Below are 26,101 nucleotides of genomic sequence, written 5' to 3' on the forward strand. Positions count from 1 at the left end.
ATCGTGTTGAGGTTGGATGCCCAGTGTTGACCAGTTGGAAGCATTTGTAACTGCCGCAGAGTTGGGCTCGTTTTCTGCTGCTGCCCGGCGTCTTGGAAAGGCGCAATCTGCTGTAAGTGCTGCGATTTCCAATCTGGAGATTGATCTTGAGTCTGATCTGTTTGACCGCAGCAGTTACCGGGCTGAACTTACGGTCTCAGGCGTTTCTTTGCTGGACTACGCAAAATCCATTTTGCAGAGCAGGCAGGACCTTCTGGTGAAGGCTGGTGCATTGAGTGAAGGGGCGGAAGGCAGCCTGAAAGTGGTGTTTGAGTATGGCACCTATGTCTCTGCAATTAATGAAGTTTTGCATGACTTCGACAAGCAGTTTCCGAAGGTGGAGTTGCATGTGCAGACCACCTCTTTCGGGGGTGTTTTTTCCCGTCTTGCAGATGAAAGCGCTCAGTTGGGGATTATCATTGAGCGCCATCCTTACAAGGAAGGGTTTCACTTCCGCGGGCTTGGATTTGAGCGCCGGATTGCGGTGTGCCACAAGGATCATCCACTGGCAGAGTTGGAGGAGGTGCGGCTGGTGGACTTGCGTGGCTACCGGCAGATCATCTCCGAGACAGAGATAGATCGGCACTCCCCGGAGTTCTCGCGTCAGAAAGGACCACATCTGCTGATTACGGATAATCCACGTGTGGCGCATAATATGGTGCATGGCGGTGTGGGCTGGGCAGAGTTGCCAGCACAGATGGTGGATGACGAGGTGAAAGCGGGTGAGCTGAAGGAGCTTTCCTATGACTTTCAGCAAAATGCCATCCTCAATAAGGTCTCCCTTGTCTGGGGCAAGCAGCAATCACAGGCTCCGGCCTGTAAGTGGTTGATTAATCGTATGTGTCAGCTGCACCAGAAAACGTGGGTTTAGACTTACCCGTCCTCTTCAAACACATCCCGCACTTCTCTATGGGCTTTGATCAGCTCTTCCACGAATGCCTTGGTTTTGGCTGGGCGGAAGCGGCTGTTTGGGAAGAGCGCGTAGATGCCACCCTCTTTCTGATGCCAGTTTGGCAGGATGCGTTGCAGTCGGCCTGCAGCTAAGTCATCGCGGATTTGGAAAGATGGTAGGATACAGATGCCACCATCCCCAAGTGCGCAGGCATGGGAGGTGAGCGTATTCCAGACTGTGACCTCCGGGGCTTGAAGCGTAAAGCATGCCTCCTCCTCATCTTCAGATCTCCATGTCATCTCTGAAGGAAGTTTGCGGTGATAGATCCATGGTTTGCCTTGCAAGTCCAATGGTGTCTCAACCGGCCCCAGAGCTTCAACTACGCTTGGTGAGGCCACTGTGTACTGCTGAAACGTACCGATTTTGCGCGCGATTGCGGAGCTGTCTTCTAACCAGCCGACACGGATGGAGACGTCAATTTTCTCCTTGAGCTGATCCAGCTTTTCATCTGTGAAGACTGCATTGACCTGAATTTTGGGATGTTTCTTTCGCAAGCGCATGAGCGCTTTAGCGACGACGTACCGACCATAATCCTCTGGGGCTGTCACCGTAAGCAAACCACTGGGGACGTCTTGTTCCTGTTGCAGTTCTTGTGCGGCTCGTTCTGCTTGTTCCAGAATTTCGGCAGCGCTTTCATAGAACCGCTGTCCAGCTTCCGTCACCTGGAGAGAACGGGTTGTTCGTACAAGCAAAGCTGCGCCGAGCTCTTCCTCCAACTTTGCGACCTGATGGCTGACGATAGCTTTGCCGAGGCCGAGCTTTCTCGCAGCGGCGGTGAAGGAACCGCTTTCGACAACTTCAACAAAATGGCGGAGACGATTGAGATTGTAGAGGCTCATCTTATTGTCTTTATTTTACAGACAGTGTGTAGAAATTATCTATATTCTGCAGATAGTCAAGTTGCCCTAGGTTTCTTTGCAATTAGGAGAAACCAATGACGCACTCGTTCCTCTACATTTACGACCCGCTTTGCGGATGGTGTTATGGCTCAGCCCCTCGGCTGGCAGATCTCGCCAAGAGTTTTGCGGTGGAGTTGATTCCAGCTGGCCTGTTTGCGGGGGCTGGCGCTCGTCCTTTGGATCGCTCGTTTGCTTCTTATGCCTGGACATCAGATCAGCGGATTGCCAAACTGACTGGGCAGACTTTCTCCTCCGCTTATCGCAATCAGATTCTGAATGGAGATGAGCAACTACTGGATTCCACAGTTGCCACGCTCGCTATGACGGCTTGTTCCATCGTTGAACCGGATAAGGGACCGGAGGCTTTGAAGCTCATTCAGGAGGCGCGGTATGTGGGCGGTGAGGACATCACCGATCTTCGTGTTCTGGTAAGTTTGCTCTCCGGTAACGGCTTTGCAGATGCTGCTGTGTTGCTTCAAGGGCATATGGCTTCTGTTGAAGCAGAAACAGCCAGGCGTGTTGCGCACGGACAGATGGTTTTGAACCAGATGAATGCCAGCGGTGTCCCAACTCTAGTGGCCGACATTCAAGGTGAACGGGCGCTTATGCCTTCCACGCTTCTTTACAGCTCTCACGAGCAGCTCGCAGAGAACCTCAAGGGTTTCTCCGCACCCCTTCAGCAGGTCAGCCCTGCCGCTTAACCCAAAGGAAAACAAATGATTAAGTCACTTGCTCTTGCTGCAGGCCTTGCAGCAACCGCTACTCTTGCGCCTGTTGCAACCTATGCTCAGGATACTGCTGCACTGACCTTCGAGGTTTACAATCCGGGCGATAAAGGTCTGTTTCCCGTCACCTCTACTTTGATTGAAGGGCCAACCGAGGCTGTTCTGGTGGACGCGCAGTTTCAGCGCAGCGATGCTGAAAATCTGATCTCGCTCATCAAAGAAAGCGGGAAGACGCTGACATCCATTTACATCAGTCATGGCGATCCAGATTACTACTTCGGTCTGGACGCGCTTCACGCTGCCTTTCCAGATGCAAAGATCGTTGCGACACAGCCAACCGTAGAGAAAATCAAAGCCACGATTGAGGGCAAGTTTACTTTTTGGGGACCAATCCTGAAAGAAGATGCGCCACAGGAGCTAATTGTTCCGGATGCCATTGGTGGCGACAGCCTTGAGGTGGATGGAACTCCGATTGAGATTGTTGGTCTTGAAGGGCACGACCCTACTCACACCAGCCTTTGGGTCCCTTCAGAGCGCACCGTGGTTGGTGGGGTGCTGGTCTATGACAACTCCCATATCTGGCAGGCAGACAACCCGACGACCAAGAAGCGTGATGACTGGCAGAAGAGCCTTGATGATCTTCTGGCTCTCAACCCTAAACGTGTGATCCCTGGACACTTCATGGGTGAGACCAACAGCCAGACAGTGGGCTCCATCGCCTTCACCAAGACCTATGTTGCTGCCGTTGAGAAGAATGCAGCTCTTGCCAAAACATCAGAGGATCTGGTGGCTCTGATGAAAGCGGAGTTTCCGGCTTTGGAAGAGCGCCGAACCGACGATCTTGCTCTTGGTGCCAAAGTGGTGATGGGTGAGATGAAGTGGCCTGCTGAGTAACCACATTCTCCTTCAGCCCTCGCAGTTTTCTGCGGGGGCTTTTTCATGTTGTCTTCCCCTTCTCTCCCTCGCTTCAAACTGTCGCAATTTAATATCCATGGATTTATATTCCTTGACACTTAATTTACTCAGAGCTACTCCATTGCGGGAGATCAGTGGGACAACCAAGCACTTGCCCCCAACATCAAGAGGCTGAACGGCGGGTTTCGCCGGTTTCACTGATCCCTTTTGAAATCAAGACAACAGGGGGACAGGCCAAAGTTCTTTGCAGTGGGTCATTCGCCATCTCAGCAACTTGCAACACCATGAAGTTCTGTGCGAAATAGCATTCCATCAGACAAGGAGATGCGGTTGGCCAACAAGGACATCATCATCAATTCAGATATGGAGATTGAGCACAAAGCCATGGCTCTGCTCATGTGTGCAGCTCAGGAACGCAAGGCCGAGATGGAACGCCTGATCAGCGGGCAGAACCTTTCTCTCTTGCAGCTCACCATTCTGCACGGGCTTGATAAGTCACCGACGGGCGTCATGACCGTGGGCCAGCTCAAGTCTATCATGATTGATGACAGTCCCAATGTTTCGCGTACTTTGAACAAGCTGGTTGCTCAGGGGTACATCACCAAAGAGCGCAGCGAAGAGGACCAGAGGACAGTTTTTATCAGCATTACTGAGGATGGGCGGGCAGCCCACCGCTCTGCTGATGAGGAACTGTTGAAGATGGAGCCCTCCTCACTTTCGAAGGACGATCATGAGAAGCTCTACGAGCTGCTGCTGAAACTTTAAGGCCTGCCCCTTTTGCACCACGCAAAAGGATTGGCATGATTACCGTTCATAATCTGGAAAACTCGCAGAGCATTCGTATCCTGTGGCTGCTGGAGGAACTTGGCGTTCCCTATGAGATCAAGCAGTACAAGCGGGATGCGACTACGGACCTTGCGCCAGCGGACTACAAGAAGCTGCACCGGATCGGCACTTCGCCGACAATCTCTGACGGTGATGTGGTGCTGCCGGAAACCAATGCGATTGTCGACTACATTCTGGATAAGCACCCCAATGCGGTTTTACGACCTGAACCGGGTTCTGCTCAGCGGGCGCGATATCTGTTCTGGTTTCACGCCACACAGGGCAGCTTTATGCCGCTGCTGCTGGATAGCCTAATCTTCAAGCGGATGGTGTCCAAAGTGCCGTTCTTTTTGCGGCCTATCATGTCAACGGTGGTTGGCAAGGTCCGGGGTGTTTATCTGACCCCACGAATTACGCGTATGCTTTCCTATATCGAGGAAGAGTTGGGGCGTTCAACGTGGCTGGCTGGGGAGAACCTCACGGCCGCTGACATCGTGATGGGATACTGTCTTGAGGTGGCCGAAGTTCGAGTCGGTTTTGGAGGCGAGTATCCCAAGATTGCCGCTTACCTGAAGCGGATGCGTTCGCGTCCGGCTTACAAGACAGCACTTGCCAAGAATGGTGATTTCCGTCCGTTTGCCTCCTGATTAGCGGTGTTCTCATGATTTTCCATCACAAAGACGTTTCTCCTTACTCGGAGAAGATTCGACTTATGCTGGGTTACACCGGGATCAGCTGGTCCTCTGTGCAAGCCCCTCTGACGCCTCCGCGTCCTTCCATTGACCCGTTGGCAGATGGGTATCGGCGCATACCTGTCGCTCAAATTGGTGCAGATGTGTTTTGCGATACAATCCTGATTGCCGAGGAGATTGCCCAGCTTTCAGAGAACCCGCAATTGTCTCCTTTTGGGCAGAGTGAAGACCTTAGCGCATTTCTTCAGGAACTGGAGACGGATGTTTTCTTTGCCTGCGTGGCTTCCATCCCTGTTTTCGGTGTGATCAAGGCTTTGCTCCAACAGGTGCCGTTGCGAGCTATTCCGGGATACCTGCAGGATAAAAAGAAACTGATGACTGACACGCATCTTCTTCAGCCGTCACGAGAAGATGCGAAGGCTACATGGCAGCGGTTTCTGGATCAGTTGGAAAACCAGTTAACCTCCGATTTCCTGCACGGATATACACCCGGCATCGCTGATTTCAGTGCGGTTCATATGGTTTGGTTCCGTGAAAAAATGGATCGGCGACAGGTCTTCAAAGGCCGTCGTCTGCTCAGGAACTGGTTTCATCGGATGGCCGCTATAGGACATGGTCACCGAACGGACATAACCACTGAAGATGCCCTTCAGATTGCCGCTCATGCAGATCCTCGCAAGATCTCTGAGGAGATGAAACGCAGCGCACTGATCGGGGCCACTGTTGCGGTTGGCCCTACGGACTACGCAACACAAGCAACGCATGGCGAGTTGGTTGGAGAGGATGGGAACCGCTGGGTTCTCGCTCGCGATACCCAAGTGGCTGGGCGCATACACGTGCACTTACCCAAACGCCGTTTTGCTTTAACCCGGTTAGCCTGAGAAATGCCATGAAAGCCATTGATCCCAAAGACTTGCGCGGTCTTCATCTTTTCTACAATCTTTACTCCAACTGCGCACAGCGTGTGATGTTGCTGTTGGCGGAAAAAGGCATCGAAGCTGAGATGCATTTTGTCGACCTGATGCGAAGTGAGCAGCTGACGCCTGAGTATCACGCCATCAATCCGGACGCTGCTGTGCCCGCTCTGGTGCATGATGGCGTCGCAATGAACGAATCCATCAACATCCTTCGATATCTGGAGGAACTGAATCCAGATCCCTCTTTCACACCTTCAGATCCAACTCAAAAAGCTCAGATGGAGGCTTTGCTGGACAGTGCCGAGGCTTCGCATATGAGCATGGTGGTGAACTATGTTTACTCCTGCGGTTATGGGCGATTGCCAACACCACGTGATGCTCAGTTTTACAAAGACCATGTTCCTCATCGAGCTGAGTTTCATGCAGACAGGCTTGCGGGCCGAACTGCCAATGATCCAGAAGGAGCCAAGCGGATCGTTTTTGAGCAGTTTTCAGAGTTAGAGCGATTGCTTGAGAGGCAGGAGTGGCTGGTCGGCGACCAATATTCACTGGCTGATATTGCGTGGTTCCCAAACACGATCATCCTTCGCCAGTTGGGCTACTCCTTCAATTCTCTGCCACGGGTGAATGATTGGATAGCTCGGATAGAAGCGCGAGAGGCCTACAAGACTGGCATTCAATCTCGGTTTATGAAGGTGCCTAACTGGGTGATCAGGCTAGCTACGAGACTGCTGAGACAAATTGGTGGGCGGCGATAGCATAACGCGAGGAATCCTGCGAACGGCTCACTTGTAAGCAGAGTACGCCGGATACACACTCACAGTGTACTTGAAAGGATTTCTCTAAATGTCTGTTTTGAACTTTTCTTACGCCACGATCAAAGATATAGGCCAGTTTCAGCAGTATGTGCAGGCTGCTGCGGCACTAATGGAAGAGGCTGGCGTAGAAGTTATTGTGCGCGGCACATTCTCACAAACCAAACGAGGTGATGAATTGTTGCCGCACATTGCAGCTGTGTTTCGTTACAAAGACCTTCAGAGTCTCGAAGAGTTTTATGCCTCCGAGGCCTACAAGAAGATCATCCCACTGCGCGACGAGGCCTGTGAGATGACTATTCAGGTTTATGAAGAGTAGCAGGTGACAGAGTTACAGCAGCTCAATCCAGCGCCGGGAGATTTCCAGGCCAAGGGCGTCTGCTTTCGGGCCGTGTTTTGGACCCTCCTCCTCCAGAATTTCCTTCCAGTGTGGCACCAGCTCATTGATTGGGCCATGGAAGCAACCGTTCCAGTGGTTGACCTGATCAACAGAGCATTCAAAGTGGAACTGAATAGCGTAGGTGGCGCGCCCCATTTTGAAGGCCTGATTTGGCGTCATCTCGCTGGATGCTAGATGTATTGCACCATCTGGCAGAGTGTAGGTGTCAGTGTGCAGAATGAAGATATGGTCGCCCTGCTTAAATGCTGAGGTGACCGGATCCTGCTTGCCTGCCTCTGAGATTTGCAAAGGCAACCATCCCGCTTCGACCGGATTGCCGAGGATGTTCTCTCCCCCAAATGCACGGGCAATGAGCTGACTGCCGAGGCAGATGCCCATTACAGGCTTATCGGCTTCATGGAATGCCAGAATGGTATCGCAGACATCTTTCAGGAACGGGAACTCATCATCAGCTCTCGCGTGCTGCAAGCCGCCCAGAACAACCAAACCGCTGAACTTGGAGATATCTGAAGGAAGCGGATCATTTTCTGCCATGACACGCAGATCAACCGGCATCTTTGCTTCATCCAGAGCCTGACCAAGCAGGCCGAGCGTTACGTTTTCGCAGTTTTCAATAACGAGAACTGTCATTCCAAATCCCTGTTATGTGCAGCTGCGCTATGGTGTTTAGCGTGCTGCAATTATCATTTTCTATGAAATCTGATCCCGATCTTTTTTAGGAGCAGATCTAAGCTTCGTTTTCAAAGGCCCGCTTCATGCGTCTTTCCAGACCGCGGACCACCAGAGACAGTGAGACTGTCATGATGAGGTAAAGGTAGGCAACCACGTTGTAGGTTTCGAAGAACTGGAACGTGGAAGCCGAATAGATCTTACCAAGCTGGGTGATGTCCTGCACACCCAACACAGAAACCAGCGCACTTTCCTTGATGAGGGCGATGAAGTCATTGCCAAGTGGCGGGAGGATGTTCTTGAACGCTTGCGGCCAGATAATGAAGCGGAAGGTGTGCCATCTGGAAAGGCCAAGTGCACGGCCTGCTTCCAACTGTCCTTCATCCACGCTCTCGATACCCGCGCGGAAAATCTCGGCAATAAATGCGGAGTAGCCAAGAGAGAGCGCGATGATCGCACGCCACATCATAGAAAGATCACGGACGCGGAGTTTGTCGATAATTTCCAGCTCGATCAGTGGTGTCATGATCCAGTTGTAGGCAGCGACCATCTGCGGTGCGCCGACAAAGGCGATGTAGAACAGCAGCACCAACATGGGAACACCGCGCATGATCTCCGTATAAAACGAGCACATCTCACGGATAATGCGATGCTTGGAGCCACGCCCTATGGCAATGAAGAGCCCGAAAAAGCTGGCAATGAAGAAGGAAACGAACGTCACAAAGAGCGTGATGCCAACGCCTTTGAAGAGGGTCATGAAGATCTGGCGATAATCACCGTTTGCAGCGATGAGCCAGAGGAAGAAAACAGCAAGTACAAAAGATGCGAGCAACCACCAAGGAAGCTTGTCCAACCGGGACGTTTTGGCAGAACGCTTGCCCATCGCGTTTCCTTCAAATCTGTTTGGGTTTCCTGATGAGGTGCAGAAGCCCTGAATAACGCCCTTAGGGCTGTTTATCTGGCCTATCCGAAACCCAGTTTCCTGCTTTTGGGATAAGCCACAAAATGAAATGGCGGGCACCTTGCACCCGCCAAACCAACTAAACTCTTGTTAGTTCTTAGACTTATAGTCGAAGAACCATTTCTGGTTCAAGGCATCAATGGTGCCGTCTTCACGCATGGAGCTGAGCGCTGCGTTGATTGGCTCGCGCAGGTCAGAACCCGGTGTCAGAATAAAGCCGAAGTCCTCAGAACCGATTGGGCCGCCTACCACTTTGAAGCTGTCCGGAGATGCACCCATGTAGCCAGCGGCTGCCGTTGCATCCATCAGCACCATGTCGACATCTTCAGCACGCAGTGCCTGAACAGACGCGCCAAAGGTTTCAAACAGCTGAATGCGCTTGTTGTTTTCGTCACCATCGAGCACGGAGTACACGGCGGTGTAGAAGTTCGTGGTGCCTGGCTGTGCGCCAACTAACAGGCCTGGGTCATCCGCGAATGCTTTTGGATTGTCGAAGCGGTCTTCATCAGCACGCACCAACATGAACATCTCAGAGGTCATGTAAGGATCAGAGAAGTCAATCTGCTTTTCACGCTCTTCGTTGATGGTGATGCCATCCATGCCCACATCAAACTGCCCCTGACGTACAGCTTCAATCATGCTGTCCCAGGAGGCCAGACGCCAGTCTACCTTCATATTGAGGCGCTTTGCGATTTCATTGAAAGCATCATATTCCCAACCGATGCCTTCTCCGGTTTTTGGGTCTGCAAAGTTCAAAGGTGTATACGCATTCTCGGTCACAGCAACAACGGTGCGGCCCTTCAGATCTGGCAGGTCCGCTGCGGAAGCTGCAGCTCCAAAGCCGACAGAAAGAGCAAGGGTTGCGATTGCTAGTTTAAATTTCTTCATCATCGGGTATGTCCCCTCCAAGGAAAATCTGGCCACCACGTAGAAAAATCTGGCAGAATCACACCCGGCGGATGTTGACAGCTAGCCGATCTGTGAGCAATAGGATGCGGGTGATTGACCTGTAAAATGCCGTAGTTGGCTTGATTATTTACTCTGCAAATGCAGAGGTGGTCAACGAAAGCCTTGGTGATTTCCTAGGCTGAGCGATTTGATGTTAGAAGATACGGCTAAATGTCGTGGTGAACTTTTATAGACGGATATGTCGGTGCAAAAAGATCCCCTGAACAACGACGAGCCTTATCTTGAGGATGAGCATCACATGCCATTGGGCATAAGTTTGCTCAATTGGATCTCTGTCGGATTCCTGATTTATTTTCTTCTTTGCGCTGTGGGCCTCATTGAAGCGGGCTTTATTGCCATTGGGCACCAGACCGCAGAGCAGATCTTCTCCTATGCCACCAACCCGATTGCAGGCGTCTTAGTCGGTATCCTCACCACATCGCTGGTACAAAGCTCTTCCGTCACCACATCCATCTTGGTTGGTCTGGTTGCCGCGGGATTACCGATTTCCATTGCGGTGCCGATTGTGATTGGAGCTAACTTTGGAACCACGCTCACCAACACATTTGTAAGTCTGGGCTATGCTCGCGATCGTGTGGATTTTCGGCGCGCCTTTAGTGCTGCGACGGTGCATGATGCGTTCAATCTAATTTGCCTGCTGATCTTTCTGCCGCTGGAGATTGCCTTTGGCTTCTTGCAGATCATCGCAATGTGGGTGGGAGATTTCTTTACAGCGCTTGATCCGGCAGACAATCTGATCACAGCCAACTTCAACTTTATCAACTACCTCACAGGCCCAATCATCCAAGAGATAGAAGGGCTGGCCTCTGGTCTGTCCCAGCCTTGGAACGGGCTGGTTACTGCGGCAATTGGTTTTGTGATGATCATCATCAGCATCACCTTTGTGAGCCAGTTGCTGAAGCTTCTGCTCGCTGGTCATGCCCGTCGCCTTGCGGAAAAAATGACATCTGCTGCACCATCATCCGGTATCTTCACGGGCCTTATCGCAACGCTGTTGCTACAGTCTTCGTCAGCTACCACAAGTCTTGTCGTGCCACTGGCTGGCTCAGGCGTTTTGACCACTAGACAGGTTTATCCGTTTACACTTGGCGCGAACATTGGCACCTGTTTGACGGCTATTTTGGCGGCCTTTGCAGTCACAGGGCAGCGCGAGCTGGCGTTTGAGATTGCTATTGTGCATCTGGTTTACAACGTGCTCGGCGTGCTGCTCATCTACTGCGTGCCGTTTATGCGATATCTGCCTGTTCAGCTTGCTGAGTTCGTGGGTGATCTCGGCGCGCGTCGGTTTGTGGTTGCGGCCAGCTACGTGGTTGGCATCTTCTTTCTGGTCCCTGCCCTTGGCATTTTCCTGCTGAGCAGATAGGCTAAAGCCTTCTTCCCTATCGCGGCCTGTTTCTCATTTTGTTGCTCGCCGCTCTCAGTTTGCTTGATTGAGTGTGCCCATGCCTTTGCAAAACCGTGTTGCTCCCAATGGAGAGCTGTGTGCTGTCTCTGCCCGTGGCATGTTCATGGGCAATCGAGGGGGCCGTATTCATGATCCAGAGACGCAAAAGCTGACCGGGCGAACCCATGCCTCCCGTCGGTGGCTGTGCTGTTCCACGACCTATAAGGACTGGCACCGGGATGTCTGGGGCAAGTTTTATACGGAACTGTTTTTCTTCGATGAGGTGACTGCACTGGCTGCTGGCCACAGACCTTGCTTCTTTTGCCGGAAAGAAGATGCCAAGCGTTTTGCTGATCATTGGATGCGTTGTGAAGGGTTGGAAAAACCACCTAGCTCAGATGAGATGGACAAGGTTCTACACGAGCAACGCTGCGGGCACAAAAAATCTCCCGCCTTACTGCCAGTTATCAATCCTCATGAGAGCTGGCCCAATGGTACAGTGGTTCAAGTTGAAGATGCGTTTCTGGCATTGAAGGAAGGCACATGGTGGAGTTGGAGCTTTGAAGGTTACACGCCGGTGTCCAGCACATTGCCTGATCAAGTAACGCTGGTGACACCGCCGCAGATCATAAAGATCCTGAGGGATGGTTACGCACCAAAGTGGGGTGCGTTTAATACGTAATCCTGACAGATAGGTGCACGACCCATTCGTTTTTCAAATGATTTGATGACGTTTATTCATTTGTTTCATTTCGTCATTTCATGCAGGAAGTTGCTTGGAATACTTTAGATGAGCAGGAATATTTCATGACAAGTGCGAGCGATATTGATGCAGGCACTGTAATTTCACAACAGCCTCAATCACTTAGCATGTTTGATTTCTTCCTATACGGAACAACCGTGTTTGCGTGGGGATTCAGCTGGTACGCCCTGAAGTTGCAGGCTGTGATCACACCAGAAATTGCATTGTTCTGGCGGTTTCTGTTTGCAACGTTCTTGATGTGGGGCTGGGCCAAACTAGGCGGGCATAAGTTGCTGTTCCCGCTCCGCGCTCACCTCAGCTTCGCAGCGCTTGGCTTGCTGCTGTTCTCAACCAACTTCCTGCTGTTCTACCATGGCTCTCGTGAGCTGCCGTCCGGCCTACTCTCCGTGGTGTTCTCACTCGCCTCCGTGTTCAACATTGTGCTCGGGTTTGTCCTGTTCAGGCAGAAAGTCAGCCGTGCCCTTGTTGTGGGGGCTGTTCTTGGTTTCTCCGGCATCTGTTTGATGTTCTATCAGGAGATCGCAGGAAGCACCTGGAACCTTGCAGCTCTTGGCGGTCTTGGGCTTTGTGCCCTAGGAACACTGAGCTTCTGTTTTGGTAACATCGTTTCTGCTCGCGCGACCGCGCAGAAGATCTCTGTGATCTCTGCTAGTGCCTGGGGCATGGTCTACGGCACTGTTTTGCTGGGTGCAAATGGGCTGATGCAGGGTGCCAGCTTTGACGTTCCCTTTACGCCAGAGTTTATATGGAGCTTCCTTTATATGGTGGTCATCGGCTCTATCGTGGCGTTTGGTGCTTATCTGACACTGCTGGGCCGTATTGGTTCTGCCCGTGCAGGCTACGCTACTGTTATGTTCCCGATTGTGGCACTAGGTGTCTCAACTGCAATGGAAGGCTACACCTGGACAATCACATCCATCCTCGGCCTACTGTTTGCACTGGGTGGCAACTGGATCGTGTTGAGCCGTTCCGCCAAAAAATAAGCCCAGTGCACGACACACCGGGCCGGAAACTGTTTCGCACGAAGCCGCTTATTCGGCGGCTTCGGCATCCATCCCATTATATTCCATCGTGACATTGCCGATAGACGCAACGATGTGGTGACACAGCGCATCATGAACCGGCTCAATGGCCATTTGTGACCTGATGATGGTGATGTCACAGGGAGGAAGTGGCGGAAGGCCTTCTTTCTCTCCCAGAATGCGTTGTCCCTGACGCAAAGCACTGGCTGGCAAGATTGCAATTGCCAATCCAGCATTGACCGCACCTGCGAGAGCCGCTGCGCTGGCACTGGTATAAACAACCTGATGCTGGATGTTCAGGTGATCCAGCGCGGCGACGCCAGCTTGTCTCCATGAGCAAGTCGTTGGACCGACAGCAAGGCGCAGCGGACGTTGGTCATAGACGATGTGTTCGCGCGATCCAACCCATTGCAAAGGTTCACGACGCACGATCTGTCCCGGCACGCTGGTGCAGTCGCCACTGGTAACGATTCCCACGTCCAGCTCACCCTTTTGGATTCGGCGGCCAATCTCGTTGGAACTGGAACATTCCACATCAAGATTGATACAAGGGTTCAACCGGTTAAATGCAGCAAGTACTTGTGGCAACAGTCTTTCTGCGTAGTCATCGGGCAGTCCGAGTCGAATGCGCCCGGCGATCTCCGGCTCATGGAACGCAGAGAGCGTTTCATCATTCAAAGCAACCATGCGCCTTGCATATTCAACGAGACGTCTTCCGTGTTCAGTTATCCTAGAGTTACGTCCGTCTTTTACAAATATTGGTTGTCCAATACGTTCCTCAAGCTTCTTCATTTGCATGGAAACAGCGGACTGGGTTTTGTGAACTGCATCACCGGCTTTGGTAAAGCTTCCCAACTCTGCAACGGCGAGAAATGTTCTTAGCTGATCGACATCGATCGAATAAGGCATGGGCTCCCTCCCACTTGATCCCGATCAATCAATCACGATCTTGAATGGATTTCAATCGAAAACATTCTCTTGTCGAGTTACAACTTTTCGGTGATATTTGACGCATCGAACGACACAGTTCCCTTAGTTTATAACCCCCTATACCAATTCCAATGGATAGCCAGAGCAGCTTATCCAAACGGGAGAGTAGTATCATGACGCTTGCATTCCCTACCCCTTCTGAATATCGCAACCCAAATCGCGCTAATGCAGGCACCTTTGAACCGCTAACGCTTGCGCACACTCTGCATGTGCTGGCAGCCCTTCCAATGAAGCTTTGGAAGCACTACCAAGACCGCCGTGCCATGATTGAGCTGACACGTCTTGAAGATCGTATGCTGGATGATATCGGCATCACTCGGGACGACGTTTACAGCGCGCTTGCTGCTGGCGATGGCAAAGATCCTAGTTTTCACCTGCGCATCCGTGCAAGTGAACGCCGCTGCGCCGAAATTGAAAAGCGCCGCCAACGCGCATAAGGCAGTTTGTCCTTAAGCAGGACATCTCCAACTGCCTTTGTTTCTTCTGAGCATGTTCTTTTCCGATAACCCGCGACTACCTTCGGGAACATGCTTTGAAATTGTGGGAGCCTCTATTGGCGGTTCTACCCCTATTTGAACCGCTAAAAAATCATCACCCACATATCAAAAGGGCCTGCATTGCGCAGGCCCTCTTTTTTTGTTCTTCAGCATGTGAGTTCAAAATTGTCTCAGGCAGATGCTGCTGTTTTTTCAAATGACTTTGCCAGATGATCACTCAATGCATTTGCCGCTTTGAAGTGGCTTTCCTTACCGCGCACCAGCTTTACAACATAGTTTGGCAGTTTTGGCAGGCCTTCCAGTTCCAGCAAACCAGCGTCGGAGCTGACCAGAGATGAGCGCGGCTGAATGGTGATTGCCATTCCACTTGCAGCTGTCATCTCAACAAGACCGGGATTACTTGAGCTGTACTGAATACGGAATGCTCGGTCATCATCTTCAAGCGCCTCGACAGCTGCTTTGCGAATCCGGCATTGCTCCAGTCCCACCGCCAATGGCAGTTCTTTTTCGCTGGCCAGTTTGAAGTTGCTGCCAGCAGCCCAAACAAGGCGCTCGCTGGAAAGAACACTTCCCTCAGCGTTTTCGGCCTCATCCGCTAGACTGCCAATAATCGCGAGATCCAGTTCGCCAGCTTCGAGAGCTTTGCGCAGATCTGCTGCAGGTGCACAGACGATGGATGCTTCCGCTTTCGGGTTGTTCTTCGAAAACTCAAAGATGATTTTCGCGGTTCTGGTTTCGTCAATGCCTTCCGCAAGGCCGAGACGAACTTTACCGGTCACTTCCCGCTCCGAGAACATCGCTAGTGTCTCGTCATTCAGGCGAAGCATCTGACGCGCATGGCGCAGCAACAGCTCGCCATCCTCAGTCAGTTTTGAATGCCGCCCTTCCCGTCGGAAGATGGTGCGTTCAAGCTTGTCTTCCATGCGGCGCATCTGCATGGAAATTGCTGATTGCGTTTTGTCGAGTTCTTCTGCTGCTCTTGTGAAACTCCCAGTATCCGCAATCATAACCAGAGTTCGCAGAGAATCTAAGTCTAGTAGTGCTGTCATGTCCCCAATCCATAACAATTTGATATGAATATACAGAATTATGGAGGAAAGAAAACCGAGAGCAGGAACATATTACTTTATTTTCGCAGTCATTTCGCGCTTTTCTGGTGTTTACAGCAATTCATCACAATAATTAATATAATGAAATTAGCACTTATATTGGATTAGACTCTCGAAAGAATCCAACAGTTCAAATAAAAAACTAGGTAGCGGAGCGCGAATAGAGTCCTGCCATATAATTCGGCTAGTAATTCTCACGAGAATGGAGAGTTATGCTAGATCTATTCATGCAAAGTGATGATCATGTGGACGATTAGGCTAACTTTGAACTCTTGGTCGGAACGGAAACGGAGATAATTGCAGCAAACAACTTTCTCAATTCGTGATTTTCATCACAAAAAGTTATCCTCAGATATCTGTGAGAAATTGTTACCTATGAGACAGCGTCGGCCAGAAAACACTGCAATATTGCTGCCATGCCTCTCCCTGAGCCTGCTGCATCTTAGCCAATCCCTCTGATAGGGTTGGCATATGCGATTCCTTCTTCATCGGCTGGCGTGGAGTGTGCTGGTGAGTTCCATTTGTCCGTGACGAAGGTTCTGCTGTTCTTTTAGTCTGTGCTTTTTTCGGAGCAGGCTTTTCAGGATCAATACTCGGCTTTGGCGGTTCAGGAACGGTGCCCTGAAGTGCTTTGCTCCATAGATCCATCATTGGATTCTCAAAGGGCATCATTTGAGACCAGAAGGCTTCCCGTGCATCCAGAATTGGATTGCGAGCTGCTTCGGTATCCTGATGTAGCTCCGGGCACCCCTTTGCAAAGCCTTGTAAGAAGGCTTCCATCATGGTGCGTTGCGGACCAACAAGATAGTTCTTCAGCATATTTCCCTGAGAGAGCATCATCAGGATGGGCATCAGCTCCATCCAGCTCTCCATGTTCATGGCGTCTTTGCGCTTAAAGTGACGCTGCATTGCCGAGGCAATGTTTTTATCACCTGCGAACATGCTCATAAACTCGGTGAGCATTGCTTGTTGCGGCATGGCAGTCATCCCCTGCCATTTGCTCGGATCAGCCCAATTCATGAATGGAAGTTCAGCTTCACCAGATGATTTGGCTCCCGACTTTTCGGAGGCCTTCTTTTCTGGCTGCATAAAAGGCATGAAGCCGTGGCTGGTCTCGCAATAGTCTTTATAAGCCTTTGCGTAGTTCTGACTGAGCATTTCCATAAGGGAAAACATATTGTTATTGGACTGTTGTAACATGAGGTTTTCCCCTCGCAAGCTTCTCAAGGCTATTTAATCACCCAACAGACGTAACGTCAGTTCCCTAATTTTGGATGTAGTATTCTGCAAATATTATGTCTAAGAGACGAAATTTGATTGAATTGGGTTCAATAGTGATGCCTGCCCTAAACAATCCGGTAGACATCAACCGCAGCTTCGCGACCGCGTAGCTGATAATCTCCCAAGTGCACGGTGTGAGATTTGTCTATGAGATGCTCCACAGTGGCATTGCTGGCCAGCGCAATCACACGAGCTTCCGGATCCACCTGTTTGCCAAGCTCCTGGAGTCGAGCTGCCACATTCACGGCATCCCCGACCACTGTGTAGTTCATCCGCTCGATAGCTCCAATATTACCGACGACAACTGTTCCGGTATGAACGCCAATGCGAAGCCTTGGCTTTTCGATTGCTCCCTCTTCATTTTCGAGCTCGACCGCGAGCCTCTCGGCGATCAGATGCACAGCTTCTATTGCCGCTTCAGCATGGTTCTCCATCGTTTCAGGTGCACCCCAGAAAGCCATACAGCCATCTCCGATATACTTGTCGATGGTTCCGTGGGTCTGGCTAATGCAATCAGCGAGTTCCTGAAAGTGTGTATTGAGCAGAGCAGTTGTCTCTTCCGCGGTTAGCTTTGATGCAACACCTGTGAACCCGGCGATATCAGAAAAGAGTATCGTCATCTCACGCAGTTCTGTGCTGTTGAGGCCTTCAAACTCTCGCTCCAACAATACCCGCACGAGATCTTTCGGCACATATCTGGAGAATGCGCTCAACGCGACCCCTGCGGAGTTAAAGGCTTGGTTAGCCTGATCGATCTCTTTCAGTCGCGACCTGGGAAGCGCACATAAACCTTCCATATGTAGCTTGCGAATGGCATTTGCCTGCGCTCCAAGAGCAATGAATGGGCCTGCCAGCTTACGGCCAATCAGAAACATCACCAGGACACCAACCGCAAGGAATGCCGTAGCAGCAACAAAGATTTTGTGCAGATTATTAAAGGGTACGCTGAATTCTGAAGCCAGCACATAGCTACCAATGATAATCGGGAAGCGGTTTCCATTCCTCAGATCATCATAGAGATAGAGGTAAGTCCCATGGACGGTCGTGTCGATGTGCGCTTCATAGGTCGTATTGAGCGACCTGCGCTGCGCATTATGGCCCCAAATATCGCTGAGCGGTGTGTTACTCAGATCTGATATCAGCGGTATGGGCTTGGCCACACTAGGCTTGAACTCCAAAAATGCTTCTTCTGAACTCGCCAGCACCTGATCTCGTCCATAGAGAATAAAAGGGACCTGAGAGGCTCGCCACTTTATGCGCGCCATTAGTTGCCCGAGCAATGCCGTGGGGTAGTCCAATGTGAGCTTGGAGATGGTGTTGTCAATTGGATTACGGATGTAGATGGCGAACTGCATGAAGGTTTCGCCGAGACTCTCGTCATAATATGGAGGAGCCCACCTGTGATGGCCAACTTCCATATCCTGCTCGCTGGGGGGGATGACCATTTTCTCACGAACAGGCTGGTTCGCATGGTCCAGCTGCACCGTAATCCGTCGGCCAGTTGGGAATGTATAGGAAATCCGCTTGATGTTAGTCTGGCGAGATAGGATGGAGATCAACTGTTCCCGCAAGGCCATTGGTGCGTCATAGATCAACGGGTCTGACAGGACTTCCGCTGCCAGTAACCCCATACGCTCTTCGTTGCGGAAAAAGTCTTCCACCACCTCAAGACCGCGCTCCACAATAAGCGCGCCTGTTTCACGCATAATCGCAGTGGTTTGCTTGTTCGTCGCATCCGATACATACAAGAGCATGGAGCCGCCGATTAAGGCCAGCAGCATGGCTGCGCCTATGCTGAAAACAGCGGAGATAGACAGGCGCCATCTTTTCTTGCTCTTTTTTGTAGAGCGTTCTGTTTGGGGCTGCTTTTGAGCGTCAGCAGTCTTGTTGTTCAGGTCCATACAGGCCTCCGTTTGGAGGTAGCTTAGAACCAATCTCCCAATTTTGCCTGAACAACGGCCAAAGCCGCCACGGCAGCTGTATCTGCCCTCAAAATTCGGGGGCCGAGCGGAATAGCATGCACGAAGGGTTTGCTATGGAGCAGCGCCCGCTCTTCCTCAGAGAACCCGCCTTCCGGCCCAATCAGCACAGCCAGAGGCGCTTTTGGTACATCTTTCAGAGCTTCCAGAGGATTATGAGTGCCGTGCCCTTCATCGCAGAAGATGATTTGACGATCGCCTTCCTCTTGTTCCCATGTGGAGAGCAGTTTCTTGATCTGAACCGGTTCCAACACGGAGGGTACAGAAAGCACGCCACACTGTTCGCAAGCTTCGAGCGCGTTGGACTCCATACGTTCCAGTTTGATCTTTGGGTTTTGGGTGAACTGGGTGATCACCGGACGCAAACGCCCTGCTCCCATTTCAACGGCTTTCTGAACCATGTAGTCCAGCCGTGCCAACTTCAGCGGTGCAAACAGGTAGTCGAGATCCGGTGTCGGCGTTTGTTCACGTAGTTGCTCGGTGACGATCAGTTCGCAAGACTTACGGCCAGTTGGTAGAATCTGAGCCCGCCACTCACCATGCTTGCCGTTGAAGACGAGCACCTCACCGCCCTCCTTCATGCGCAGAACATTTAGGAGATAGTTGGCCTGGGCGCGATCTGCCTCCAAATGAAGGCCCGCGCGTAATTCTTGATCGACAAATAAGCGTTGCATGCGAAACTCATAGCGTGACATGGGGGCACCATATGCCAAGCTCACCATAGATACCACGTTGCGCTTAAAGATTTGCTGGTGAGAACTTAATGTCTCAACAGATGGAAGCGGTTCTCACGGTTCCCCTTTGCAATTGTCGCGGTCTACACTAAGAGGGAATGGATTAATTTTTCCGCATATGAAAGAAGCCTGACCTTGTCTGAACGCTCCAACATTGCTGAGTATACCGTCTCCGAGATTTCCGGTGATATCAAACGCGAGCTTGAGGACAAGTTTGGCTATATCCGTGTGCGAGGCGAGCTGGGCCGTGTGAGCAGGCCAGCATCCGGGCATATCTATCTGGATGTTAAAGACGATAAGGCCGTCCTTTCCGGTATTATCTGGCGTGGCAATGCCTCACGTCTCAAAGTACAGCCCGAGCAAGGTCTTGAAGTGATAGCAACCGGTAAGATCACCACCTTCCCTGGTCAGTCCAAATACCAGATGGTGATTGATAGCCTTGAGCCTGCTGGTGCCGGTGCACTGATGGCCTTGCTTGAGGAACGCAAGCGCAAGCTGGCTGCAGAAGGTCTGTTCGCAGAAGAACGCAAAGTTGCGCTGCCGCGTATGCCGCGCGTGATTGGCGTTGTTACGTCACCGACTGGTGCCGTCATTCGCGATATTCTTCATCGTATCAGCGACCGTTTCCCGCTGCATGTACTGGTTTGGCCGGTACGTGTTCAGGGCGAGACTTGCGGCTCTGAAGTAGCTGCTGGTATTCGCGGATTTAACGCACTGGAAGCTGGTGGCGCTATCCCACGCCCTGATGTTTTGATCGTTGCCCGCGGTGGTGGTTCTATTGAAGACCTTTGGGGCTTCAATGACGAAGCAGTGGTTCGGGCAGCGGCAGACTCTCAGATCCCATTGATCTCAGCAGTCGGTCACGAAACTGACTGGACACTGATTGATCTGGCTGCTGATGTGCGCGCGCCTACCCCAACAGGGGCTGCTGAGTTTGCTGTGCCTGTGAAGGCTGAGATGACGGCTCAGGTGGATGACCTTTCGCGCCGCCTATCAACTGGTCTCCTGAGATTGGTGCAGTCACGACGGACAGAGCTGCGGGCCGCCAGTGCTGCGTTGCCAGCTCCACGCGATCTACTTGCACTGCCTCGTCAACGTTTTGATATGGTGGCTGGCCGTCTTGAGCACGGACTTAAGATGAACACGCAGATACACCGGAACTCTCTGACGGCTGTTTCTTCCGGTTTGCGTCCGATTACGCTGGAACGTCAGGTTGCTCAGGGCCGTGAACGACTACAAGTGCTGAAGGTTCGCGCGACAACAGCCTTCTCCAATCAGGTTCAGCGACAACGTCTTCGTCTCAGCAACTCAGCTGGACTGCTCGGTTCTTTGAGTTATGAGCGCGTAATTGAGCGTGGCTATGCGGTGGTTCGTGATGAGAACGGTATTCCGCTGGCTAGTGCTCAGGCTGTGCAGGCTGGTCAAGCTCTGAAGCTGGAGATGAAAGGTGGAACAGTGGGTGCCGTTGCTGACGGTGGCGGCGTTACGCCAACACCTCCGCGAGTAGCAATCCCTACACCAACAGAAGCTGCTGAGCCTTCAGCACCGACCTCACCTCCAAAGAGTTTGGAGGAGCATATGGCTCAGACAAAAGCGAAGCAGGCCAAGAAACCAGCACGCAAGAAGAAAAGTGTTGTCGATCCAGACGCGCAGGGCAGCTTGTTTTAGAAAAGCTTACGGAGGAATACCCTCCATATCCTCATTATTGCGAGATTAAGAGATCAGGGCTATATTGAGGTGAGAAAGGGAGCTATTGCCCCCTTTCTCGATGGATTATTTCAAGATTGCACGGAACCAGAGGACCAGTCTGTTCCGTGCTTTTTCTATTTTGAACCTGAGTTCAAGCTTCATCCATCTACCACCTCCTTCACCAGGCATTGCTACGATCGGAGTGCCTAACTTCTCCGATTGCGTGGACTGGCTCACGCTGCTGCTTTGCAAAGAAGGTGGGTTTCTGGATGCTATCGCCCCTTGGCAGAAATCTCCATCCGAGAGACTTGGGGTCTAGGTTACTAAGCTGAGACAGGCTCCTTGTTCAACTCAACCGCGTCTTTCAGCAGGGCGATATAGAAACTACCGTTTTCTTTGAAACCAATAGCTTCATATGCTTTTGCAGCAGCCGGGTGATCCGTGAACAAGACTGACTTTTGCGCTCCACTAGCTCTAGCAGCGTTGAGTGTGAGGGCAACTGTTATACGGGCATAGCCGTTGTTGCGGAGTTCTGGCGGTGTCCAAACTGGGCCAACCTGAACGATTTCAGGTAATGTTGCGTTGAAACCACTGAGAGAGACTGATTCACCTTCGTTCAACAGCACCCAAGCAAAATCACCCTCTTGCATTTGGCTGACACGATTTCGGATATGCTCGTCGTGTTCTTCACTTGGCTCACCGTCGAATGCCTCAAGCTCGTAGGCTTTGAGCCAATCGAACAGGAGCTGAGTGTCCGCTGCTGAAGTTGGGATGAGCTTGAAATGCTCAGCGAGTGCTTTATCTGGCAGCTGAAGATCTTCCAAAGCCAGCTGATAGAGGCCTTCACTGCGATTGGTGTTATAGGCCTCATTTGGAAGGCCAAGCTGGTCCAGTACATAGAGTGTCTGCTCGCCATCTCCCACCATTCCAGCAATTGGTCGATTGGCATGTTTCAAGAAATATGTTGTTAGCGCAGCCAGCGTATCCTGTTCAGGCGCCTGCACCATCAGATTTCCGTTCCAGAAATGAGCAAAAACACCTTTGACTTCGCCTTTTTCACCGAAAGCAGCCCAGTACTCTCCGGAGTAGAGTTCACCTGTATAGTTCAGGCCTGTCTTTTCGATATTACTAAGCAGGAACATGGAGCTGTAGGCGTGGTTCATAAGGAACTGCCAGATAGCGTCTTTGTCTTCGTTGGATAATTTTTCGATTTTCATGGCAATGCTCTTTGTTAGAAACCACGAAGTATGGCGCAGTAAAAAACCCCGGTCCACTGACCGGGGTTTTCCATTATCTCAACTGATCATAGGTTTTACATCAAGGATGGCAGGAACGTGATGATTGCTGGGAAGGCCACCAACACGGCAACTGTCAGAACATCAGCCACAAAGAACGGGGTTGCTCCGCGGAAAACTTCCTGAACAGGGATATCCGGACGAACACCGGAGACCACGAAGCAGTTCAAGCCAATGGGCGGTGTGATCAGACAAAGCTCTGCCATTTTCACTACGATGATGCCGAACCAGATCGCACAGGCTGCACCGGACATGCCGAGCGTGCTTTCTGCAGCGCTGACATCCAGACCACCATTGAGTGCCATGATCGCCGGGAAAACCACTGGCAGGGTCAAAACCAGCATACCAATCGCATCCATGAACATGCCTAGCACTGCATACCCAAGCAGAATGCAGACAATGATCATCATTGGTGGATAATCGAGCGAGACGATGAACTCACGGAACGCATCTGGCAGGCCCGCGAAACCAAGGAAACGCACGTAGACCAGCACACCCCAGATGAGAGTGAAGATCATCACTGTCAGCTTGGCTGTTTCATGAAGAGCAAGGAAAAGCTGCTTGGTTCGCATGCCTTTGTAGAAGGCTGTGAGTAGCACAACGAAAGCACCACAAGCGCCCGCTTCTGTTGGCGTTGCAAAGCCGAAGTAGAGGCTGCAGAAGATAATGAGGATCACGCCGATGATCGGGAAGGTCCCCGGTACTGACTCAAAGCGCTCTTTCCAGCTGTAACCACCAATGGCTGGAGCACCACCCTGCCAAGCCGCGATGACATAGATGATCGCCGCATAGATGAGAACGGAAACAACACCAGGTAGGAAGCCAGCCATAAGAAGTTTACCGACACTCTCTTCCACCAGAATGGCGTAGATCACAAGGATCGCACTTGGTGGAATGAGAGAAGCCAGCGTACCACCCGCTGCCACAACAGCAGCTGAGAGGCGTTTGGAGTAACCTGCGGCCAGCATTTCCGGGATTGCTACACGGGCAAACACTGCGGAAGTCGCTGTTGAGGCACCAGATACAGCCGCGAAACCTGCTGTTGCGAAGACGGTGCCGATTGCCATGCCGCCGGGCAGCCAGCCGAGCCAGCGTTTGGATGCCTCGAACAGATGTTTCGTCAGGCCCGCATAGTACGCAAGGAAGCCGATCAGAATGAAGGTTGGCAGAACGGACAAGGCGTAGGTGACCGACTTGGAATGTGGGATTGTGCCGGCCATTTTGGCAGCAGTCATGACACCACGTTCGAAGCCCAAACGCATGGAGAAAATCGCAATCATTCCAACAATGCCGACGAAGGCGGCGGCGAAGGCTACACGAACACCGATGATGACGAGGAGCAGGAGCACCCCGGTCATGATGAGGCCGATATCAAACGGGGTCATGACGCACCTCCTGGAGCAGGCGTTCGCATTTCTGGCGCTTCTTCTCCATTTTCTGCGGAGTGGAAGGTTTCTTCAATTTCAGCTTGCGCATGAGCCGCAGCATCCATCACATGCGGCAGATCCAGCACGGAAGCATCTGGGTTGATGATCAGGCGGCTGTATCCAAAGAGCTGCAGAACGAGGCGCAGCCAAAGTAATGAGAGCGCAACAGGCACCGCCAGTTTGGATGGCCATGTTGGAATGGAGATATCCATGGTGCTGTCGCCGAAGGTCCATGCACGATCGAAGTGTAGGTATGAGCCATAGATCAGCACGGAAATCACAAGAAGAATGGCAAAGACGCCAAGGAACTCAGCTATCCATTGGGCACGACCTTTGAACACGCCGATCACCAGCTCCATACGGATGTGGCCACCAACACGCTGGCAGTATGCGATGCCCATGAACGCGAACACGGCCATGGCTTGTTCAGTAATGTCAATAAAACCGGGCACGGGCTGGTTGAACAGGTTACGTCCAACGACTTGAACAACTGCCAGCAACATCAAGATGAGGATAGATGTGGCTGCAATGAGGTTGAACAGGTTCTCAATTTTTCCCAGCGCACCATTAAAGCGGAGATAGGCCATATCCGATGCTGGATATGTGGGGCCGTTTGGTTTGGACATGTTATCAGCCCGACTTTAAGAGAAATGTTGCGCCCTGCTCTGAAGCGGTACGTTTGAGCAGGCTCTTAAGCAAACCTCCGATAAGCAATGCTTATCGGGATAAAGAAAGGCGCATCTGAATGAGATGCGCCTTTGCAAAAGCAATTACTTGCCAGCGATTGTGTTCTGTACAAGTGTGAGCAGTTCAGCTGCTGGGAGACCCTTTGCAGACATGTCTTCAACCCACTTGTCCCAGATTGGCTTACCAGCAACAGCCTTGAAGCCTTCAAGCTCTTCCTCAGAGAAAGAGATCTGCTTTACACCATTTGCTTCCAGAGCCGGGTAGAACTTGTCGTAGACCTTTGCGTAGGTGTCCAGATAATGCTGAACAGCTGGTGCAACGCTTTCGTCCAGAGCTTTCTGGAACTCTGGTGAGAGCATGTCGTAGGCGTCTGTGCTGACAACAACCGGGCAGCTCACGGTACCTGGGTTGAGGTTGTTGGTCCACCAGCTGCCAGCTTCAATGGTTTTGAATGCCAGATGCGCGTGTGGAGCAAAAGCAACGGCCTGAACAGTGCCAGAATCGATTGCCTGATATGCTTCAGAAGCTGTCACAGTGGTTGGAACTGCGCCAATGGTCTTCATCGCGTTGCCAACACCACCAAGAGCACGCACACGCATGCCTTCGAAGTCAGCCAGTTTTGCAGGTGCATCGCCCTTACCCAGCAGGTTGTACTGCGGCATTGGGGATGGCATCAGCAGCTTTGCATTCCAGCGACCGAGGTCTTTCTGAACTGCTGGGTGATTGTAGAGCGCGAAGTCTACTTTCACCTGAGTTTCCAGATCTGGTACACCAAGGAATGGCAGGTCTGTTGTGGTCAGAGTTGGGTTTTTGTCTGCATGGTAGGATGCGCAGAACTGAGCCATCTCGAACGCACCGATGGAGATACCATCGAGGTTTTCGCGAGATTTGGACAGTGCTCCACCGTAGTGCAATTTGATTTCGAACTTACCGTTCGTACGCGCAGCTACTTCTTCAGACAGCTTCTCGACGTGCTCGGTGAATGCGCGGCGTTTGCCCCATAGAGACACATTCCAAGTCACATCAGCAGCCAGAGCTTCGCCCACAAATGCGGAGCCCATTGTTGCGGCGAGTGCAGCGGTCGCAACCTTAAGATTTTTCATTTATCAACTCCCGAAAATTATTTTGGCCGTCCTTGCAAAACACGCAATTTCAGCCCCTCCCTAAATTCCGTCAGATATAGAAATATCACAATTTTCTCAGTAATAAACCTTAGTAGTTCGAAGGTTTAGTGAATATTCACATGCCCCTAGGTTCGGTTCTTCAATTTATCTTTGCAGGGCGCAAGTGTATAAAATATCTGCTTTTTATGCAGCCTGTCAGTTCTTCTTTGCCTAAAGTATAAAGACTTTAAGTATACCTATTAGGGTCGAAACTGCGCTACCTTACACTCCCTTACTTTCAATAATAGTGAAACTGCATTATTTTTCAAAACCTTATCCCAATGTTTAAGGTTGACAAGGATC

The 26,101-nt window shown here is 51.5% G+C and carries 26 protein-coding genes; 13 read left to right on the forward strand and 13 right to left on the reverse strand.

Annotated features, from left to right (window positions below):
* The first annotated feature begins 16 nt into the window (after positions 1 to 16).
* Positions 17 to 910: a LysR family transcriptional regulator gene (locus PJE062_RS22040; RefSeq protein WP_008552091.1), complete on the forward strand. Its 894-nt coding sequence runs from the start codon at positions 17 to 19 to the stop codon at positions 908 to 910.
* Between the two features lie 2 nt (positions 911 to 912).
* On the opposite strand, the gene PJE062_RS22045 is transcribed toward PJE062_RS22040, so the two are convergent.
* A complete protein-coding gene (locus PJE062_RS22045) occupies positions 913 to 1,830 on the reverse strand; it encodes a LysR family transcriptional regulator (protein ID WP_008552135.1) in 918 nt (305 codons plus the stop codon).
* 95 nt (positions 1,831 to 1,925) lie between these two features.
* Between PJE062_RS22045 and PJE062_RS22050 the strand changes: the two genes are divergently transcribed.
* From PJE062_RS22050 to PJE062_RS22085, 7 genes are all read left to right on the forward strand, one after another.
* On the forward strand, positions 1,926 to 2,591 hold the full coding sequence (locus PJE062_RS22050) for a DsbA family protein (RefSeq protein ID WP_008552190.1): 666 nt from the start codon (positions 1,926 to 1,928) through the stop codon (positions 2,589 to 2,591).
* 15 nt (positions 2,592 to 2,606) lie between these two features.
* On the forward strand, positions 2,607 to 3,509 hold the full coding sequence (locus PJE062_RS22055; RefSeq protein ID WP_008552193.1) for an MBL fold metallo-hydrolase: 903 nt from the start codon (positions 2,607 to 2,609) through the stop codon (positions 3,507 to 3,509).
* 345 nt (positions 3,510 to 3,854) lie between these two features.
* Positions 3,855 to 4,295, forward strand: coding sequence for a MarR family transcriptional regulator (locus PJE062_RS22065; protein ID WP_008552180.1), 441 nt, complete (start codon positions 3,855 to 3,857; stop codon positions 4,293 to 4,295).
* 35 nt (positions 4,296 to 4,330) lie between these two features.
* Complete coding sequence (locus PJE062_RS22070) at positions 4,331 to 5,002, forward strand: glutathione S-transferase family protein (protein WP_008552263.1); 672 nt, start codon at positions 4,331 to 4,333, stop codon at positions 5,000 to 5,002.
* Between the two features lie 14 nt (positions 5,003 to 5,016).
* Positions 5,017 to 5,928 (forward strand): glutathione S-transferase family protein, encoded by a 912-nt coding sequence (locus PJE062_RS22075; RefSeq protein WP_008552112.1) that lies wholly within the window; start codon positions 5,017 to 5,019, stop codon positions 5,926 to 5,928.
* 8 nt (positions 5,929 to 5,936) lie between these two features.
* A complete protein-coding gene (locus PJE062_RS22080; RefSeq protein ID WP_008552229.1) occupies positions 5,937 to 6,722 on the forward strand; it encodes a glutathione S-transferase family protein in 786 nt (261 codons plus the stop codon).
* A gap of 88 nt (positions 6,723 to 6,810) precedes the next feature.
* The gene (locus tag PJE062_RS22085; RefSeq protein WP_008552121.1) at positions 6,811 to 7,098 is read left to right on the forward strand and encodes a DUF1330 domain-containing protein; all 288 of its coding nucleotides are present in this window, start codon (positions 6,811 to 6,813) and stop codon (positions 7,096 to 7,098) included.
* 12 nt (positions 7,099 to 7,110) lie between these two features.
* Here PJE062_RS22085 and PJE062_RS22090 read toward each other — a convergent pair whose 3' ends face one another.
* The 3 genes from PJE062_RS22090 to PJE062_RS22100 form a co-directional block, all read right to left on the reverse strand.
* Complete coding sequence (locus PJE062_RS22090; RefSeq protein ID WP_008552240.1) at positions 7,111 to 7,809, reverse strand: type 1 glutamine amidotransferase; 699 nt, start codon at positions 7,807 to 7,809, stop codon at positions 7,111 to 7,113.
* 97 nt (positions 7,810 to 7,906) lie between these two features.
* Positions 7,907 to 8,731: an amino acid ABC transporter permease gene (locus tag PJE062_RS22095; RefSeq protein ID WP_008552214.1), complete on the reverse strand. Its 825-nt coding sequence runs from the start codon at positions 8,729 to 8,731 to the stop codon at positions 7,907 to 7,909.
* A 168-nt stretch (positions 8,732 to 8,899) separates the two neighbouring features.
* Positions 8,900 to 9,697, reverse strand: a complete 798-nt coding sequence (locus tag PJE062_RS22100) for a transporter substrate-binding domain-containing protein (RefSeq protein ID WP_193384399.1) — start codon at positions 9,695 to 9,697, stop codon at positions 8,900 to 8,902.
* Between the two features lie 259 nt (positions 9,698 to 9,956).
* On the opposite strand from PJE062_RS22100, the gene PJE062_RS22105 reads away from it, so the two are divergent.
* The 3 genes from PJE062_RS22105 (at position 9,957) to PJE062_RS22115 (ending at position 12,908) form a co-directional block, all read left to right on the forward strand.
* Positions 9,957 to 11,141 carry a Na/Pi symporter gene (locus PJE062_RS22105; RefSeq protein ID WP_008552212.1) on the forward strand — a complete coding sequence of 395 codons (1,185 nt, stop codon included), beginning with the start codon at positions 9,957 to 9,959 and terminating at the stop codon, positions 11,139 to 11,141.
* A 79-nt stretch (positions 11,142 to 11,220) separates the two neighbouring features.
* Positions 11,221 to 11,844, forward strand: coding sequence for a hypothetical protein (locus PJE062_RS22110; RefSeq protein ID WP_008552232.1), 624 nt, complete (start codon positions 11,221 to 11,223; stop codon positions 11,842 to 11,844).
* 125 nt (positions 11,845 to 11,969) lie between these two features.
* Positions 11,970 to 12,908 carry a DMT family transporter gene (locus tag PJE062_RS22115; RefSeq protein ID WP_037038001.1) on the forward strand — a complete coding sequence of 313 codons (939 nt, stop codon included), beginning with the start codon at positions 11,970 to 11,972 and terminating at the stop codon, positions 12,906 to 12,908.
* Between the two features lie 48 nt (positions 12,909 to 12,956).
* Here the strand turns inward: PJE062_RS22115 and PJE062_RS22120 are convergent, their stop codons facing one another.
* Positions 12,957 to 13,856: a LysR substrate-binding domain-containing protein gene (locus PJE062_RS22120; protein ID WP_008552162.1), complete on the reverse strand. Its 900-nt coding sequence runs from the start codon at positions 13,854 to 13,856 to the stop codon at positions 12,957 to 12,959.
* A gap of 194 nt (positions 13,857 to 14,050) precedes the next feature.
* Between PJE062_RS22120 and PJE062_RS22125 the strand changes: the two genes are divergently transcribed.
* A complete protein-coding gene (locus PJE062_RS22125; protein WP_008552145.1) occupies positions 14,051 to 14,374 on the forward strand; it encodes a DUF1127 domain-containing protein in 324 nt (107 codons plus the stop codon).
* Between the two features lie 230 nt (positions 14,375 to 14,604).
* On the opposite strand, the gene PJE062_RS22130 is transcribed toward PJE062_RS22125, so the two are convergent.
* The 4 genes from PJE062_RS22130 to PJE062_RS22145 form a co-directional block, all read right to left on the reverse strand.
* Positions 14,605 to 15,483, reverse strand: coding sequence for a LysR family transcriptional regulator (locus PJE062_RS22130; protein ID WP_008552245.1), 879 nt, complete (start codon positions 15,481 to 15,483; stop codon positions 14,605 to 14,607).
* A gap of 429 nt (positions 15,484 to 15,912) precedes the next feature.
* On the reverse strand, positions 15,913 to 16,743 hold the full coding sequence (locus PJE062_RS22135; protein ID WP_208982437.1) for a hypothetical protein: 831 nt from the start codon (positions 16,741 to 16,743) through the stop codon (positions 15,913 to 15,915).
* A 146-nt stretch (positions 16,744 to 16,889) separates the two neighbouring features.
* Entirely contained in the window at positions 16,890 to 18,725 is a 1,836-nt protein-coding gene (locus PJE062_RS22140) for an adenylate/guanylate cyclase domain-containing protein (RefSeq protein ID WP_008552179.1), read from the reverse strand.
* 23 nt (positions 18,726 to 18,748) lie between these two features.
* Positions 18,749 to 19,477, reverse strand: a complete 729-nt coding sequence (locus tag PJE062_RS22145) for a 16S rRNA (uracil(1498)-N(3))-methyltransferase (RefSeq protein WP_008552088.1) — start codon at positions 19,475 to 19,477, stop codon at positions 18,749 to 18,751.
* Positions 19,478 to 19,672: 195 nt separating this feature from the next.
* On the opposite strand from PJE062_RS22145, the gene xseA reads away from it, so the two are divergent.
* A complete protein-coding gene (gene xseA, locus PJE062_RS22150) occupies positions 19,673 to 21,205 on the forward strand; it encodes an exodeoxyribonuclease VII large subunit (RefSeq protein WP_008552139.1) in 1,533 nt (510 codons plus the stop codon).
* A 344-nt stretch (positions 21,206 to 21,549) separates the two neighbouring features.
* On the opposite strand, the gene PJE062_RS22160 is transcribed toward xseA, so the two are convergent.
* The 4 genes from PJE062_RS22160 to PJE062_RS22175 form a co-directional block, all read right to left on the reverse strand.
* Positions 21,550 to 22,443 carry a GNAT family N-acetyltransferase gene (locus tag PJE062_RS22160; protein WP_008552189.1) on the reverse strand — a complete coding sequence of 298 codons (894 nt, stop codon included), beginning with the start codon at positions 22,441 to 22,443 and terminating at the stop codon, positions 21,550 to 21,552.
* A 95-nt stretch (positions 22,444 to 22,538) separates the two neighbouring features.
* Positions 22,539 to 23,906, reverse strand: a complete 1,368-nt coding sequence (locus PJE062_RS22165; protein ID WP_008552138.1) for a TRAP transporter large permease — start codon at positions 23,904 to 23,906, stop codon at positions 22,539 to 22,541.
* Positions 23,903 to 24,574, reverse strand: a complete 672-nt coding sequence (locus PJE062_RS22170) for a TRAP transporter small permease subunit (RefSeq protein WP_008552262.1) — start codon at positions 24,572 to 24,574, stop codon at positions 23,903 to 23,905. The genes PJE062_RS22165 and PJE062_RS22170 overlap by 4 nt, the downstream gene beginning before the upstream one ends.
* 144 nt (positions 24,575 to 24,718) lie before the next feature.
* Positions 24,719 to 25,738: a C4-dicarboxylate TRAP transporter substrate-binding protein gene (locus tag PJE062_RS22175; RefSeq protein ID WP_008552196.1), complete on the reverse strand. Its 1,020-nt coding sequence runs from the start codon at positions 25,736 to 25,738 to the stop codon at positions 24,719 to 24,721.
* Positions 25,739 to 26,101: the final 363 nt, after the last annotated feature.

The sequence above is a fragment of the Pseudovibrio sp. JE062 genome (assembly GCF_000156235.1).
Lineage (GTDB): Bacteria > Pseudomonadota > Alphaproteobacteria > Rhizobiales > Stappiaceae > Pseudovibrio.